The organism is Cupriavidus sp. HE11, assembly GCF_056097175.1.
Genome location: NZ_CP184464.1, coordinates 1676406 through 1692123 on the forward strand (window position 1 = coordinate 1676406; position 15718 = coordinate 1692123).

At 60.3% G+C, this 15718-nt stretch carries 8 protein-coding genes, 5 tRNA genes and 3 rRNA genes; 6 read left to right on the forward strand and 10 right to left on the reverse strand.

Features of this window, described 5'->3' with window-relative positions; all coding sequences use genetic code 11:
• Positions 1-66: 66 nt before the first annotated feature.
• The 9 genes from tuf to ACOABP_RS07870 all read right to left on the reverse strand — a co-directional run bounded on the left by tuf (position 67) and on the right by ACOABP_RS07870 (position 7082).
• A complete protein-coding gene (tuf, locus tag ACOABP_RS07830) occupies positions 67-1257 on the reverse strand; it encodes an elongation factor Tu (protein ID WP_029051586.1) in 1191 nt (396 codons plus the stop codon).
• A gap of 43 nt (positions 1258-1300) precedes the next feature.
• A tRNA-Thr gene (locus ACOABP_RS07835) sits at positions 1301-1375 on the reverse strand.
• Between the two features lie 37 nt (positions 1376-1412).
• A tRNA-Gly gene (locus tag ACOABP_RS07840) sits at positions 1413-1486 on the reverse strand.
• A gap of 50 nt (positions 1487-1536) precedes the next feature.
• Positions 1537-1622 (reverse strand) — tRNA-Tyr (locus ACOABP_RS07845).
• A 277-nt stretch (positions 1623-1899) separates the two neighbouring features.
• Positions 1900-2013, reverse strand: a 5S ribosomal RNA gene (gene rrf, locus ACOABP_RS07850).
• Between the two features lie 122 nt (positions 2014-2135).
• Positions 2136-5014 (reverse strand): 23S ribosomal RNA (locus ACOABP_RS07855).
• A 310-nt stretch (positions 5015-5324) separates the two neighbouring features.
• Positions 5325-5400 (reverse strand) — tRNA-Ala (locus ACOABP_RS07860).
• An 11-nt stretch (positions 5401-5411) separates the two neighbouring features.
• A tRNA-Ile gene (locus ACOABP_RS07865) sits at positions 5412-5488 on the reverse strand.
• A 62-nt stretch (positions 5489-5550) separates the two neighbouring features.
• Positions 5551-7082: ribosomal RNA gene (locus tag ACOABP_RS07870) — 16S ribosomal RNA — on the reverse strand.
• Together the 16S, 23S and 5S rRNA genes with 5 tRNA genes alongside form the textbook arrangement of a ribosomal RNA operon.
• 586 nt (positions 7083-7668) lie before the next feature.
• Between ACOABP_RS07870 and ACOABP_RS07875 the strand changes: the two genes are divergently transcribed.
• The 5 genes from ACOABP_RS07875 to ACOABP_RS07895 all read left to right on the forward strand — a co-directional run bounded on the left by ACOABP_RS07875 (position 7669) and on the right by ACOABP_RS07895 (position 13981).
• Positions 7669-9360, forward strand: coding sequence for an AMP-binding protein (locus ACOABP_RS07875; protein WP_474227791.1), 1692 nt, complete (start codon positions 7669-7671; stop codon positions 9358-9360).
• A gap of 16 nt (positions 9361-9376) precedes the next feature.
• Positions 9377-9772, forward strand: a complete 396-nt coding sequence (locus tag ACOABP_RS07880; protein WP_474227626.1) for a DUF488 domain-containing protein — start codon at positions 9377-9379, stop codon at positions 9770-9772.
• A gap of 73 nt (positions 9773-9845) precedes the next feature.
• On the forward strand, positions 9846-11090 hold the full coding sequence (locus tag ACOABP_RS07885; protein WP_474227627.1) for a nucleoside recognition domain-containing protein: 1245 nt from the start codon (positions 9846-9848) through the stop codon (positions 11088-11090).
• A gap of 389 nt (positions 11091-11479) precedes the next feature.
• On the forward strand, positions 11480-13588 hold the full coding sequence (locus tag ACOABP_RS07890; RefSeq protein ID WP_474227628.1) for an FUSC family protein: 2109 nt from the start codon (positions 11480-11482) through the stop codon (positions 13586-13588).
• A gap of 114 nt (positions 13589-13702) precedes the next feature.
• Positions 13703-13981, forward strand: coding sequence for a DUF1488 family protein (locus ACOABP_RS07895; RefSeq protein ID WP_066736573.1), 279 nt, complete (start codon positions 13703-13705; stop codon positions 13979-13981).
• A 27-nt stretch (positions 13982-14008) separates the two neighbouring features.
• Here the strand turns inward: ACOABP_RS07895 and ACOABP_RS07900 are convergent, their stop codons facing one another.
• Positions 14009-14479, reverse strand: coding sequence for a universal stress protein (locus ACOABP_RS07900; RefSeq protein WP_474227629.1), 471 nt, complete (start codon positions 14477-14479; stop codon positions 14009-14011).
• Positions 14480-14695: 216 nt separating this feature from the next.
• On the opposite strand from ACOABP_RS07900, the gene paaA reads away from it, so the two are divergent.
• On the forward strand, positions 14696-15706 hold the full coding sequence (gene paaA, locus ACOABP_RS07905) for a 1,2-phenylacetyl-CoA epoxidase subunit PaaA (protein WP_474227630.1): 1011 nt from the start codon (positions 14696-14698) through the stop codon (positions 15704-15706).
• The last annotated feature ends 12 nt before the right edge of the window (positions 15707-15718 follow it).

Consider the following 15718-nt stretch of genomic DNA (forward strand, 5'->3'; position numbering starts at 1 on the left):
CAAGCCAACCCCTCTGGCAAACGAACGCGACCGGTTGGTATCGCGTCCGCCAGTTCGACTAATTGCTTAGTCGAGGATCTTTGCCACAACGCCGGCGCCGACGGTACGACCACCTTCGCGGATAGCGAAGCGCAGGCCTTCTTCCATGGCGATCGGGGCGATCAGCTTGACGGTGATCGACACGTTGTCACCCGGCATGACCATTTCCTTGTCCTTCGGCAGCTCGATCGAGCCAGTCACGTCGGTCGTACGGAAGTAGAACTGCGGGCGGTAGTTGTTGAAGAACGGCGTGTGACGGCCACCTTCGTCCTTCGACAGGATGTAGACCTCACCCGTGAAGTGCGTGTGCGGCTTGATCGAGCCCGGCTTGCACAGAACTTGACCACGCTCCACGTCTTCGCGCTTCGTGCCGCGCAGCAGCAGACCCACGTTGTCGCCAGCCTGACCCTGGTCCAGCAGCTTGCGGAACATTTCCACGCCCGTGCAAGTCGTCTTCACCGTCGGGCGGATACCCACGATTTCGATTTCTTCGCCGACCTTGACCACGCCACGCTCGATACGACCCGTCACCACGGTACCGCGGCCCGAGATCGAGAACACGTCTTCCACCGGCATCAGGAACGTACCGTCAACGGCGCGCTCCGGCGTCGGGATGTACGAGTCCAGTGCGTCGGCCAGGTTCATGATCGCCACTTCGCCCAGCTCGCCCTTGTCGCCTTCCAGCGCCAGCTTGGCCGAACCCTTGATGATCGGGGTGTCGTCGCCCGGGAAGTCGTACTTCGACAGAAGTTCGCGCACTTCCATTTCCACCAGTTCCAGCAGCTCGGCGTCATCCACCATGTCGCACTTGTTCAGGAACACGATGATGTACGGCACGCCAACCTGGCGGGCCAGCAGGATGTGCTCGCGCGTTTGCGGCATCGGGCCGTCAGCTGCCGAGCAAACCAGGATCGCGCCGTCCATCTGCGCAGCGCCCGTGATCATGTTCTTCACATAGTCAGCGTGGCCCGGGCAGTCAACGTGGGCGTAGTGGCGGTTGGCCGTCTCGTATTCCACGTGTGCGGTGTTGATCGTGATGCCGCGTGCCTTTTCTTCCGGCGCTGCGTCGATTTCGTCGTACTTCTTGGCGGCGCCGCCGAACTTCGCAGCCAGCACCGTGGCAATCGCTGCCGTCAGCGTCGTCTTGCCGTGGTCAACGTGACCAATCGTACCTACGTTCACGTGCGGCTTGGTCCGCTCGAACTTTTCCTTTGCCATTTCGCGACTCCTGTCTCGGTAGCAATTGCCAGTGCGGGATTGGTGGTGCCCATGGGCAGGATCGAACTGCCGACCTCTCCCTTACCAAGGGAGTGCTCTACCACTGAGCCACATGGGCGAATCTTGACTTACTTTTGCGACGGCAACCTGGAGACTGGAGCGGGTGAAGGGAATCGAACCCTCGTCGTAAGCTTGGAAGGCTTCTGCTCTACCATTGAGCTACACCCGCCCGGTTACTTCCTGCTTCACCGGCTTTCGCCAGGTTGTTGTCTTGCATTCTGGTGGAGAGGGCTGGATTCGAACCAGCGTAGGCGTAAGCCAACAGATTTACAGTCTGCCCCCTTTAGCCACTCGGGCACCTCTCCGCAGAGAACTTGTGATTATGGTGTAACTTGCTGGTGCTGTCAAGTGCTTTCCGTTGAAGGAAGCAACTTTGCGGTTTGCTCCAGAAGCCTGCATTACGTGGCCGGAAGGCTGCGTATGCGGACCAGAATCATCGATCTGAAATCGACGCTCTCACCCTATAGGGCACGCCGGAAGCGGCTTCCAGCGGCTCTGAGAGGCCGATTCGGCGCCTTCGCGTTTGTTTCGCGCAAAAGCAAAACCCCCAAGCTTTTGGGCTTGGGGGTTCTGGGTATAAGAGCCTGGCGATGACCTACTTTCACACGGGTAGTCCGCACTATCATCGGCGCAAAGTCGTTTCACGGTCCTGTTCGGGATGGGAAGGGGTGGTTCCAACTCGCTATGGTCACCAGGCATGACTGGTTGCCGCACTGACCGAGGTCAGCGCAGCGAATCTGGGTGTAGTAAAGAGGTTGTGTTTGTATGCCTTCGGCACACGCGGACTCTCGTCCAACCAGGTCAAACACACTGGTTATAGGATCAAGCCTTACGGGCAATTAGTACTGGTTAGCTTAACGCATTACTGCGCTTCCACACCCAGCCTATCAACGTCCTGGTCTCGAACGACCCTTCAAGGAGGTCAAGCCTCCAGGGAATCCTCATCTTCAGGCAAGTTTCCCGCTTAGATGCTTTCAGCGGTTATCTCTTCCGTACATAGCTACCCTGCGATGCCTCTGGCGAGACAACAGGTACACCAGCGGTACGTCCACTCCGGTCCTCTCGTACTAGGAGCAGCCCCCGTCAAGATTCCAACGCCCACGGCAGATAGGGACCAAACTGTCTCACGACGTTTTAAACCCAGCTCACGTACCTCTTTAAATGGCGAACAGCCATACCCTTGGGACCGGCTACAGCCCCAGGATGAGATGAGCCGACATCGAGGTGCCAAACACCGCCGTCGATATGAACTCTTGGGCGGTATCAGCCTGTTATCCCCAGAGTACCTTTTATCCGTTGAGCGATGGCCCTTCCATTCAGAACCACCGGATCACTATGTCCTGCTTTCGCACCTGCTCGACTTGTCGGTCTCGCAGTTAAGCACGCTTTTGCCATTGCACTTTAGGTACGATGTCCGACCGTACCAAGCGTACCTTCGAACTCCTCCGTTACACTTTGGGAGGAGACCGCCCCAGTCAAACTGCCTACCATGCACTGTCCCCGACCCGGATTCACGGGCCAAGGTTAGAACCTCAAACAAACCAGGGTGGTATTTCAAGGACGGCTCCACGTGAACTAGCGTCCACGCTTCAAAGCCTCCCACCTATCCTACACAGATCGGTTCAAAGTCCAATGCAAAGCTACAGTAAAGGTTCATGGGGTCTTTCCGTCTAGCCGCGGGGAGATTGCATCATCACAAACACTTCAACTTCGCTGAGTCTCGGGAGGAGACAGTGTGGCCATCGTTACGCCATTCGTGCAGGTCGGAACTTACCCGACAAGGAATTTCGCTACCTTAGGACCGTTATAGTTACGGCCGCCGTTTACCGGGACTTCAATCAAGAGCTTGCACCCCATCATTTAATCTTCCGGCACCGGGCAGGCGTCACACCCTATACGTCCACTTTCGTGTTTGCAGAGTGCTGTGTTTTTATTAAACAGTCGCAGCCACCATTTTATTGCAACCCCTTCACCCTTCTGGCGCAGGCCAGTCAAGCTACCAGGGCGTACCTTATCCCGAAGTTACGGTACCAATTTGCCGAGTTCCTTCTCCCGAGTTCTCTCAAGCGCCTTAGAATACTCATCTCGCCCACCTGTGTCGGTTTGCGGTACGGTCTCGTATGACTGAAGCTTAGAGGCTTTTCTTGGAACCACTTCCGATTGCTTCGCAGCATAAAGCCGCTCGCCCCACATCCTTGAATTCCGCGCCCGGATTTGCCTAAGCGCCTTCTCCAATGCAGGGACCGGGACTTCCAACACCCGGACAACCTTCCGCGATCCGTCCCCCCATCGCATCATACGACGGTGCAGGAATATTAACCTGCTTCCCATCAGCTACGCATCTCTGCCTCGCCTTAGGGGCCGACTCACCCTACGCCGATGAACGTTGCGTAGGAAACCTTGGGCTTACGGCGAGGGGGCCTTTCACCCCCTTTATCGCTACTCATGTCAGCATTCGCACTTCTGATACCTCCAGCATCCTTTACAAGACACCTTCACAGGCTTACAGAACGCTCTCCTACCACGCGCTTACGCGCGTCCGCAGCTTCGGTATATAGCTTAGCCCCGTTACATCTTCCGCGCAGGACGACTCGATCAGTGAGCTATTACGCTTTCTTTAAAGGGTGGCTGCTTCTAAGCCAACCTCCTGACTGTTTTAGCCTTCCCACTTCGTTTCCCACTTAGCTATATTTGGGGACCTTAGCTGGCGGTCTGGGTTGTTTCCCTCTTGACACCGGACGTTAGCACCCGATGTCTGTCTCCCGTGATTGCACTCTTCGGTATTCGGAGTTTGCTATGGCGGGGTAATCAGCAATAGACCCCCCAACCATGACAGTGCTCTACCCCCGAAGGTGAGACACGAGGCACTACCTAAATAGTTTTCGGAGAGAACCAGCTATTTCCAGATTTGTTTAGCCTTTCACCCCTATCCACAGCTCATCCCCTAACTTTTCAACGTTAGTGGGTTCGGTCCTCCAGTACGTGTTACCGCACCTTCAACCTGGCCATGGATAGATCATCTGGTTTCGGGTCTACACCCAGCGACTCAACGCCCTGTTCGGACTCGCTTTCGCTACGCCTTCCCTAATCGGTTAAGCTTGCCACTGAATGTAAGTCGCTGACCCATTATACAAAAGGTACGCCGTCACCCGTTTCCAGGCTCCGACTGTTTGTATGCATGCGGTTTCAGGATCTATTTCACTCCCCTCCCGGGGTTCTTTTCGCCTTTCCCTCACGGTACTGGTTCACTATCGGTCGATCACGAGTATTTAGCCTTGGAGGATGGTCCCCCCATCTTCAGACAGGATTTCACGTGTCCCGCCCTACTTGTCGCACACCTAGTTCCACAAATCTGTTTTCGCATACAGGGCTATCACCTGCTATGGCCGGGCTTTCCATCCCGTTTTGCTAACAGTTCTGCTAAAGAGTGCAAGGCTCTTCCCATTTCGTTCGCCACTACTCTGGGAATCTCGGTTGATTTCTGTTCCTGCAGCTACTTAGATGTTTCAGTTCGCCGCGTTCGCTTCCCTGACCTATGTATTCAGTCAGGGATGACCCATTCGGGCCGGGTTTCCCCATTCGGACATCTCCGGATCAAAGCTTGTTTGCCAGCTCCCCGAAGCTTTTCGCAGGCTACCGCGTCCTTCATCGCCTGTGATCGCCAAGGCATCCACCACATGCACTTGTTCGCTTGACCCTATAACGAGTGTGTCTAACGCTTCCGTTATCCACGCTGGCTACAGGTCTGAGTTCTCGCGTTTGTGCCGTATTCCAAGTCATCTTTCGATCACTTAAATACATTTTGGTTGATACAATCACAACCCGGTATCGCGTTTGTACTGCAGCGTCTCATCAACGCTTCGCGACACCTTTACTACATCCCATATTGTTAAAGAACAGCCGACTTGCGTCGCTTGGCAATGCCAAATGAAAGCACTCAGCATTGAATGCTTTCATTTGGCTACCAACCAAGTAATCTCGTTACCCCGATCCTTGATCCAGGTAAGTGGTGGAGGATGACGGGATCGAACCGACGACCCCCTGCTTGCAAAGCAGGTGCTCTCCCAGCTGAGCTAATCCCCCGCGTGATAACTTGGTGGGTCTGGTAGGACTTGAACCTACGACCCCCGCCTTATCAAGACGGTGCTCTAACCACCTGAGCTACAGACCCTTGGCTGTAACAGCAAACAACCGATAAGTGTGAACGCTTGACTTGTGAACACAAGCCTCTGGAAAGGAGGTGATCCAGCCGCACCTTCCGATACGGCTACCTTGTTACGACTTCACCCCAGTCATGAACCCTGCCGTGGTAATCGCCCTCCTTGCGGTTAGGCTAACTACTTCTGGCAAAACCCACTCCCATGGTGTGACGGGCGGTGTGTACAAGACCCGGGAACGTATTCACCGCGGCATGCTGATCCGCGATTACTAGCGATTCCAGCTTCACGTAGTCGAGTTGCAGACTACGATCCGGACTACGATGCGTTTTCTGGGATTAGCTCCCCCTCGCGGGTTGGCAACCCTCTGTACGCACCATTGTATGACGTGTGAAGCCCTACCCATAAGGGCCATGAGGACTTGACGTCATCCCCACCTTCCTCCGGTTTGTCACCGGCAGTCTCTCTAGAGTGCCCTTGCGTAGCAACTAAAGATAAGGGTTGCGCTCGTTGCGGGACTTAACCCAACATCTCACGACACGAGCTGACGACAGCCATGCAGCACCTGTGTCCACTTTCTCTTTCGAGCACCTAATGCATCTCTGCTTCGTTAGTGGCATGTCAAGGGTAGGTAAGGTTTTTCGCGTTGCATCGAATTAATCCACATCATCCACCGCTTGTGCGGGTCCCCGTCAATTCCTTTGAGTTTTAATCTTGCGACCGTACTCCCCAGGCGGTCAACTTCACGCGTTAGCTACGTTACTGAAGAAATGAATCCCCAACAACTAGTTGACATCGTTTAGGGCGTGGACTACCAGGGTATCTAATCCTGTTTGCTCCCCACGCTTTCGTGCATGAGCGTCAGTGACGTCCCAGGGGGCTGCCTTCGCCATCGGTATTCCTCCACATCTCTACGCATTTCACTGCTACACGTGGAATTCTACCCCCCTCTGACATACTCTAGCCTTGCAGTCACAAGCGCAATTCCCAAGTTGAGCTCGGGGATTTCACGCCTGTCTTACAAAACCGCCTGCGCACGCTTTACGCCCAGTAATTCCGATTAACGCTCGCACCCTACGTATTACCGCGGCTGCTGGCACGTAGTTAGCCGGTGCTTATTCTTCCGGTACCGTCATCCGCCCCAGGTATTAACCAGAGCGTTTTCTTTCCGGACAAAAGTGCTTTACAACCCGAAGGCCTTCTTCACACACGCGGCATTGCTGGATCAGGGTTGCCCCCATTGTCCAAAATTCCCCACTGCTGCCTCCCGTAGGAGTCTGGGCCGTGTCTCAGTCCCAGTGTGGCTGATCGTCCTCTCAGACCAGCTACTGATCGTCGCCTTGGTGGGCCTTTACCCCACCAACTAGCTAATCAGACATCGGCCGCTCCTGCTGCGCGAGGCCTTTCGGTCCCCCGCTTTCACCCTCAGGTCGTATGCGGTATTAGCTAATCTTTCGACTAGTTATCCCCCACAACAGGGTACGTTCCGATGTATTACTCACCCGTTCGCCACTCGCCGCCAGACCGAAGTCCGCGCTGCCGTTCGACTTGCATGTGTAAGGCATGCCGCCAGCGTTCAATCTGAGCCAGGATCAAACTCTTCAGTTCAATCTCTGTGTGGTGCCGAAGCACCTCGCTCTTTCGAGCGGTCGCTCACTCTCAGAAAACTGACTGGCTCACGTCTCGCGACGCAAACCAACATGTTTTACTGTGCGAGCACTGATAACTTTTGAAGCATCACGCAGACCGAGGTCTCCGTGGCGTTCGCCATCAAGCGCCCACACTTATCGGTTGTTTGGTTGTTAAAGAACTTCAGCGCCGGCTTTGCCGTTCGCTGTCGCTGCGTCGCTGACGTTTCGTCATTTCGTTGCAGCGGAGAAACGAGATTATGCAGAGCATTCAACGTTTCGTCAACAGTTTTTGCAGAACTTTTTTCTGCCGGTCAGCGCTGCAAACCCTCGCAACCCCAACCCCCTGCTGACCCCGCAAACCCTTGTCGCTGCTGCGTTTGCAGTGCGCTTCGTGTTGCGAGGGGGCGAATATTAGATGGCTTTCGGCAGGTGCGCAAGCCCTTTCGGAAAAAAGTTCAAGGTGCCCGAATCAGCGCAACTGTCACGGCGGCGACAGCCTTGGTTTCGGAACTGTCCTAAGCTGGCAGCCAACCTGTCAGAAGACGCTGCTGAAGGAGACACTCATGAAGCAATCCGTGCCCGTCGACCGTTCACACGTGGTTGGGGCGACCGATATCCCGCTGTCCGACGACACGATCCCCGCGCTGCTGGCGCGCGCCGTCGCGGCAAACCCCAGCCGTGACGCAGTGATCTTCAGGGAGCAGTCCATCCGCTGGACCTGGCAGGAGTTTTCCGATCAGGTCGACCAGCTTGCCGCCGGCCTGCTGGCCCGGGGCATTGCCCGAGGCGACCGGGTAGGCATCTGGTCGCCCAACCGGGCCGAGTGGTTGGTTACGCAGTTCGCGACCGCCCGCATTGGCGCGATCCTGGTCAATATCAACCCCGCATACCGCCAGGCAGAACTCGAGTACGCGCTAAACAAGGCCGGCGTGCGGATGCTGATTACGGCCACGCGCTTCAAGTCCAGTGACTATATAGGTATGTTGCAGGCCTTGGCCCCGGAATTGTCCGAGGCAACGCCCGGCCAGTTGAACGCAGCCCGCCTGCCCTGCCTCCAGTCAGTGGTCCGCATGGGCGACGACATCACGTCCGGCATGCTCAACTATGCAAGCCTGCTTCAGCCGCCAGCGCCCGGTGCGCTCGATGCCATCACCGGCCAGCTCGCTGCGCACGACGCCATCAATATCCAGTTCACCAGCGGCACCACGGGCAACCCGAAGGGTGCGACGCTGACCCATCACAATGTGGTCAACAACGGGCGCTTCGTCGCCATGGCGATGCGCCTGGGCGCGGACGACCGCCTGTGCATCCCCGTGCCGCTGTACCACTGCTTCGGCATGGTCCTGTCAGTACTGGCCTGTGTTTCTGTCGGTGCCTGCATGGTATTTCCCGGTGAGGCATTCGATCCGCTGGCCACAATGCAGGCCGTTTCCGACGAACGATGCACCGCACTGCATGGCGTGCCGACCATGTTTATCGCCCAGCTCGATCATCCGGAATTCCGCCAGTTCGATTTCTCGACCCTGCGCACCGGCATCATGGCCGGCGCCCCGTGCCCGATCGAAGTAATGAAGCGAGTAGTCACTGACATGCATATGGCCGAAGTGACGATTGCCTACGGCATGACGGAAACCAGCCCGGTGTCATTTCAGAGCGCTACCGACGATCCGCTCGACAAGCGCGTCGCCACGGTTGGCCGCGTGCAGCCGCATCTGGAATGCAAGGTGGTCGATGCCATGGGCGAGATCGTGCCGCGTGGCGAAACCGGCGAACTCTGCACCCGCGGCTATTCCGTGATGCAGGGCTACTGGGATGACGACGAACGGACGCGCGAGGCCATCCGCGACGGCTGGATGCATACCGGCGACCTGGCGACCATCGACGCTGACGGTTATTGCAACATCGTCGGACGCGTAAAAGACATGCTGATCCGTGGCGGCGAGAACATCTATCCGCGCGAGATCGAAGAATTCCTGTTCCGCCATCCGAAGGTCCAGGCGGTGCAGGTGTTCGGCGTGCCCGACGCCAAATACGGCGAGGAAGTCTGCGCGTGGATCGTGCTCAAACCCGGACAGACTGCCACCGAGGACGATATCCGCGCCTTCTGCCGTGACCAGATCGCGCATTACAAGATTCCGCGCTACATCCGCTTTGTTGAGGAAATGCCGATGACTGTGACGGGAAAGGTGCAGAAATTCGTCATGCGTGACACCATGATTCACGATCTGGGGCTGAAACAAGCCGTCACGGCGTAATCCTGGAGATATTGCGATGACCATCCGCATCGTCAGGCTGGGCGAACCGCGCACCAGGGACGAAGGGCTCCGCATGGGCACCGTCCGGCGTCCGCCGCGCGGTGTGCCGAAAGCCGAGTTTGCCAGCCGCGATTTCTATGACGTCTGGTATCCGGTGCTCTCCCCGTCTGCCGAACTGGTGTCGCAAGCCCAGGAAGCGCAGGCGGCCAATGACCCCAAGGCCTGGCGCGCCTTCGAAAAACACTTTCGGGCCGAGATGAACCAGCCGGATGCCAGCCGCACGCTGGATCTGCTGGCCGCCTTCTCTCATCAGACGAATTTTTCGCTGGGTTGCTATTGCGAGGATGAGGCGCACTGCCATCGTTCGATCCTGCGGGCGCTGTTGGCGGAGCGCGGAGCCGACATCGGGTGAGACCGGCAGGCTATGATGCGAGGCTTCGCCGCGACCCACGAGGCGGAGCCTTCCACTGGCCTTACTTACGTCGATGGCACTGAACCTCGTCTGGCTCGGATTTTTCCTACTTTCCTTCCTGGCCGCCTGCGTGCGGCTCATTGGCGGCGACACCACGGTGTTTCCCGCCCTGCTGACCAGCCTTTTCGACAGCTCCCGCACGGCATTTGAGATTTCTCTGGGCCTGGTCGGCGTGATGAGCCTGTGGATCGGCATCATGCGGATTGGCGAGCGCGCCGGGGTGATCGACCTGTTCGCCCGGCTGGTGAACCCACTGCTGCGCCATTTCTTTCCGGGCGTGCCCCAGGGGCACCCGGCTCAGGGCGCGATGATGATGAATGTGTCCGCCAACATGCTGGGGCTGGACAACGCAGCCACGCCGCTGGGCCTGAACGCGATGCGCGAGCTGCAGTCGCTGAATCGCCAGCCGGACACGGCCACCAACGCCCAGATCATGTTCATCGTCCTGAACACGGCCGGGCTGACGCTGATCCCGACATCGGTCATTGCCATTCGCCAGGCCATGGCCGTCAAGCAGGGCCTGGTCAATTTCAACGCCGCCGACATCTTCCTGCCCACGCTGCTTGCCACCGGCGCGTCGTGCCTGGCCGGGCTGCTGGCCGTGGCCTGGGTGCAGCGGCTGAACCTGCTCAAGCCGGCGGTACTGGCCGCCTTTGCTGTGGCTGGCCTTGCGGTGGCCGGCCTGTTCGCCTGGTTGCGTCACGCCCCGCCCGAGCAGGTCAGCCAGATGACAGCACTGGCGGGCAGCGGCTTCATCCTGTCGCTGATCACGCTGTTCCTGGTGTGTGGCGCGATCCGGCGCGTCAATGTCTACGACGCCTTTATCGACGGCGCCAAGGAAGGCTTCGGCGTGGCCGTGCAGATCATTCCTTATCTGGTCGCGATTCTTGTGGCGATCGGACTTTTCCGGGCCAGCGGGTGCATGGACGTGGTCATGCACGGGCTGACCGCCGGTTTCACGTGGCTTGGCGTCAACACCGACTTCGTCCCCGCGCTGCCGGTGGGGCTGATGAAAATCCTCTCCGGCGCCGGTGCCCGCGGCCTGATGGTGGACGTGATGACCACCTACGGCGTGGATTCCTTCCAGGGGCGGCTGGCCGCCATCATCCAGGGATCGACCGAAACCACCTTCTACGTGCTGGCGGTCTATTTCGGTAGCGTCAATGTGCGAAATACCCGACACGCCTTGGGGTGCGCCCTGTTCGCCGATGTCGTCGGCATGGCGGCGGCCGTGTGGATTGCCTACCTCTTTCGATAAGCAATCTCGCGCTTGTTGTACGACAACAACGGATATTGTGCTGTCTTGCAGGCATTTCTTTCGAAGCCACTTGGTGCGTCGCAACAAGTCGTGTATAGTGAAGTCTGTCTCCTCCACCACCTCGGTGGATTCCAACCCGCGCACAACCTGCGCGGGTTTTTTTTACCCAAAATCTGGGGAATCTCGCCCCGACTGAAGTTCTTTCAATCGCAGAACTTCGGAAATGTGACAATTGCACCGTCTTGCATCACATTTCCCGCCCCTGGTGCGATGCGGCACTACTGCCGGGCAAAGTGCCTCGAATCTACGGAAATGTTGCGACGCAACAATAGTCCCCGTAGAGTGGAATCCGTACTCACCCTGAGACATCCACCAAACCGCCCCCGATCATGCGCCGTGTCCCGCGCTCCCTCTCTTTCTGGCCCGATTCCGCGTTCCTGCAGCGCGGCGTGGTCTATGCGCTGTCGTTCTTCGCGCTGGCTGGCATTGCCTGGCTGACCGGTGACAACGGCTATCTCTGGTCGGCCACTGCGTCGATCTGGACATGCCTGGCCGACCGTCAAGGCACGGCTGGCGCACGCATGCGCGGGCTTGGCGCGGTTGGCATCGGCGGGGCCGTCGCCAGTGTGATCGGCGCCAGCCTGGCGACCTCGCCGCTTGCCGCACTGGCCGTCGTCGTCTGCGCCGGCCTGATCGCCGGGCTGGCGGAAATACGAGGCCCGGCCGCCGCGCTGTGCTTCAAGCTGCTCTATGTGGTGCTGATTGCCGCCTGCCTGCAGCCGGTGGCCGAGGCATCCGTACTTGTTCATGCCTGGACGGCGGGCGTGGACTACCTGCGCGGTGGCGTATTTGCGTGCCTGATCTCGCTGGTGCTGATTCCCTCGCAGCGCGATGCGCGTCCCCGGCCCGAGATCACCGCCGCATACGACGCACTGCAGCGCTTTGCCGAACACCTGGCGGCACCGGGGCTGCAAGACACCTCGCTATACAAGAAGGAAATCCGCCTGCGGATCGAAGCGGCGCGCGCTGCAGTCATCGGCCGGCGCGGCATGGTCGATCCGGTCGGGATGCTGCACTACGCCTATGCCGTGACCGTGGCTGACGCCATCTTCGCCCTGCTGATCGTCGCCGGCGAGCTGCGCGAACGCGCGGGCGAACAACACAGCCTGCCTCTGGTGTATGCCGCGCGCTGCCTGGCCGATACGCAGGCGCAGGTACGGCAGGCACTGGCCCGGCATGCGCCCGACCTGCCCGCCCTGAGCGCCATGCTCGATCGCGATGTGCGCCGGCTGATCGGCCAGCGCGCCAACGCCGGCGCGCCGCCGGCCTACCAGTCCGCGCTGGCGGCGCTGGCCCAGCATCCGTCGTTCGATCGCTGGCGCGAGTCGTTTGTCTGGCCGAATGCCGGACTGGCGGGCATCGTCGACCGGGTGGGCCATACGCTGGCCGACATCGCCGCGCGCGATGCCCGCGTGACGCGCCACGCGCTGCGGCTGGCCTTTGCCGGCGGCCTGAGCCTGTTGCCGTCGCAACTGCTGCAGGTCGACCATGGCTATTGGGTGGCCGTGACCGTGATCATGGTGCTGAGTCCGCGCCTGCAGACCACGCGGCAGATCTCGTTCCATCGCTTTGCCGGTTCGCTGGCCGGCGCGCTGCTGGCCTGCGTGGTGGGCCTGGCCCATCCGGGCCCGACGCTGGCGCTTGGCCTGAGCGCGATGTTCCTGGCGGCGGCCTACGCGCTGCGCCTGGCCGGCAGCGCGGGTGGCTTTGCCTTCTGCCTGACGCCGGCGGTGATCCTCTTTTCCTGGCTGGGCGAGCCCGCGTCGAGCAGCAGCCACGTGGCGGCGCTGCGCGGCATGGATACCGCGATCGGATGCCTGATCGCGCTTGCCAGCTATTACGTGCTGGCACCGCGCGCCGAGCTGTCGCGCGCCTATCGGCATAGCCTGGATGCCTTGTCCGTCAATGCGGTCTACCTGCGTGCCGCCATCAGCACCGCCCGCAGCGTCACGCCGGCCCGCATGCGTCTGGAAGCCTTGCGCGTGGCCGCCGGGCGGGCGTCCACCCGAGCCGAAGACACGCTGGCGCAGTGCGCCGCAGACCTCGACCCACGGCTGGGTGCGGCCCACGCGGCCTTGCATGTCACGGCACGCCGTATGGCTTCGCTGGCCGGTCTGGTCCGGGCGGGCACGGAATCCGGCGAAGTGCATGCCGCGCCCGGCGCCGCCATCCAGTTCTTGCTGACGGACCTGGAAGCCCGGCTGGCCGAGGTGGCTGTGCGCCCCGGCCGCACCGGGGTCAGTGCGGCAGTTGCCTCCGCGCGCATGGCGCCGCTGACGCCCTCCGATGCCCCGTTTGAACACTTCCTGGCCGAACAGTGCACCTACGCGGATGCGCATATCGACTGCGCCCATCGCACCGTTGCCGGCCTGCGTGCGCTGGCGGCGGAACAGGCAGAGGCAGGGCGCATACGGCTGCCGGGTGCCCGCGCCGGCTGACGCGGATCGGGGCTTGCCCTGAGACACCGGCCAGCCGCCTTGCCTGGAACCCGCGATTGCCTATATTGAAGGGATATTCGCGATTTCCCCGTTCCCGGCAAGACGAGGTACGCCATGGTCGATATCACCTTCCCCAGCACCGTTCCCACCTACTGCGGGGCCAGCCTGACGCTGTCCTGCCCCGCCACCGTGAACGGCAACCGGTCGCAATACTCGGTCACGGCAGAGGCGCTTGAGGCTTATTGCGGGGCACAATCGGCGCGCGAGGAAGACCTGGTGCGCGCCTTCACGAGTAATCGCAAGCGCATCGAGCAGCTCGCCGAATCGCTGTTCGAGCTGACCGAAGCGCGCGAGATCGTGCTGCGCGGCGGCCATTTCCGGTTTGCCGGCTGACCACCGCACCTTCGCAGCGTCCATCCTTCAGTCGGCGGATTCCTTGCCGCGTACCAGCAGTACCGGGGTCGTCGACTGCCGAATCACGGCCTCGGCAACGCTGCCCAGCACCAGGCGGCGCACGCCACGGCGGCCGTGCGTGCCGATCACCAGCAGATCCGCACCCCACTCGCTGGCCGCCGCATTGATCGACCCCGCGATATCGCCAATGACGGCCGGATCGGTCACCAGTTTGGTCTCGAAGGTCACGCCAGCATTGCCGAGTACGCGGCTGGCGGCTTCCAGGGCCTTCTTGCCGCTATCCACAAAGGCCCGCTCGATCTGGGTGGGATCGTAGAAACCTGCATCGAACAGCATTACCCCGTTGTCGACCACATAAAGCGCCAGCACGGTACCCCCACCGCCGCTGGCCGTCCGGATCGCCTCCTGCAGTGCCAGGTCCGACGTGGTGCTGCCATCCACAGCCACCGCGATCTTGCTGTAAGCCTTGCTCGACATAGCGTTGCCCTCAATTAAGACGTGGAGGTTCGATACTACACGTGGCGCCGGACTCACGTGTCCATCGCCGCACAGTTAAATTGACCGACCGGTCGGTTTATATTTATATTTAGCAGACTGCCCGACCCTACAACATCCCGCGCCAATCGAAGTCATATCGCGCCCGGCACAACAAGCAGGTCGGCCCCCGCCAAAGACGAAAGTCAAGGAGACGTGATGTACACACAGAGCCTCGACCTGCCGGGCCAGCCGCAGCCTGCGCCCACATCGGCCGACGCCGACCAGGCAACCAGGCAGGCCGCCTTTGATGCGCGCATCGCCGAAGACGCCAAGATCGAGCCGATGGACTGGATGCCCGAGGCCTACCGCAAGACGCTGGTACGGCAGATCTCGCAGCACGCGCATTCGGAAATCATCGGCATGCAGCCCGAGGGCAACTGGATCAGCCGCGCGCCGTCGCTCAAGCGCAAGGCCATCCTGCTGGCAAAGGTGCAGGACGAAGGCGGCCACGGCCTTTATCTGTATAGCGCGGCGGAAACGCTCAATGCATCGCGCGACGAACTGGTCGACGGCCTGCACACCGGCCGGGCCAAGTACTCGTCGATTTTCAACTACCCCACGCTGACCTGGGCCGATGTCGGTGTGATCGGCTGGCTGGTGGATGGCGCGGCGATCATGAACCAGATCCCGCTGTGCCGCTGCTCGTATGGCCCCTACGCGCGAGCCATGATCCGCATCTGCAAGGAAGAGTCGTTCCACCAGCGCCAGGGCTTTGACGCCCTGCTGAGCATGATGCGCGGCACCGAGTCCCAGCGCGCCATGGTGCAGGACGCCGTGGACCGCTGGTGGTTTCCGGTGCTGATGATGTTCGGGCCGCCCGACGCGGCGTCTACCAACAGCACCCAGACCATGGCCTGGGGCATCAAGCGCATTTCGAACGACGACCTGCGCCAGAAGTTTGTCGACGCCACGGTCGAGCAGGCCAAGGTGCTGGGCGTGACGCTGCCCGACCCGGGGCTGGTCTGGAACGCCGAGCGCGGCCACTACGACTACAGCCCGCTGGACTGGGAAGAATTCTGGCGCGTGATCAACGGCGACGGCCCCTGCAACCGCGAACGGCTGGCAACGCGCGTAAAGGCACACGACGACGGCGCCTGGGTACGCGAGGCGGCGCTGGCCCATGCCGAAAAACGCGCCCGGCGCGAAGCGCCCGCCAAGGCCGCCTGAATCGACCCGGCG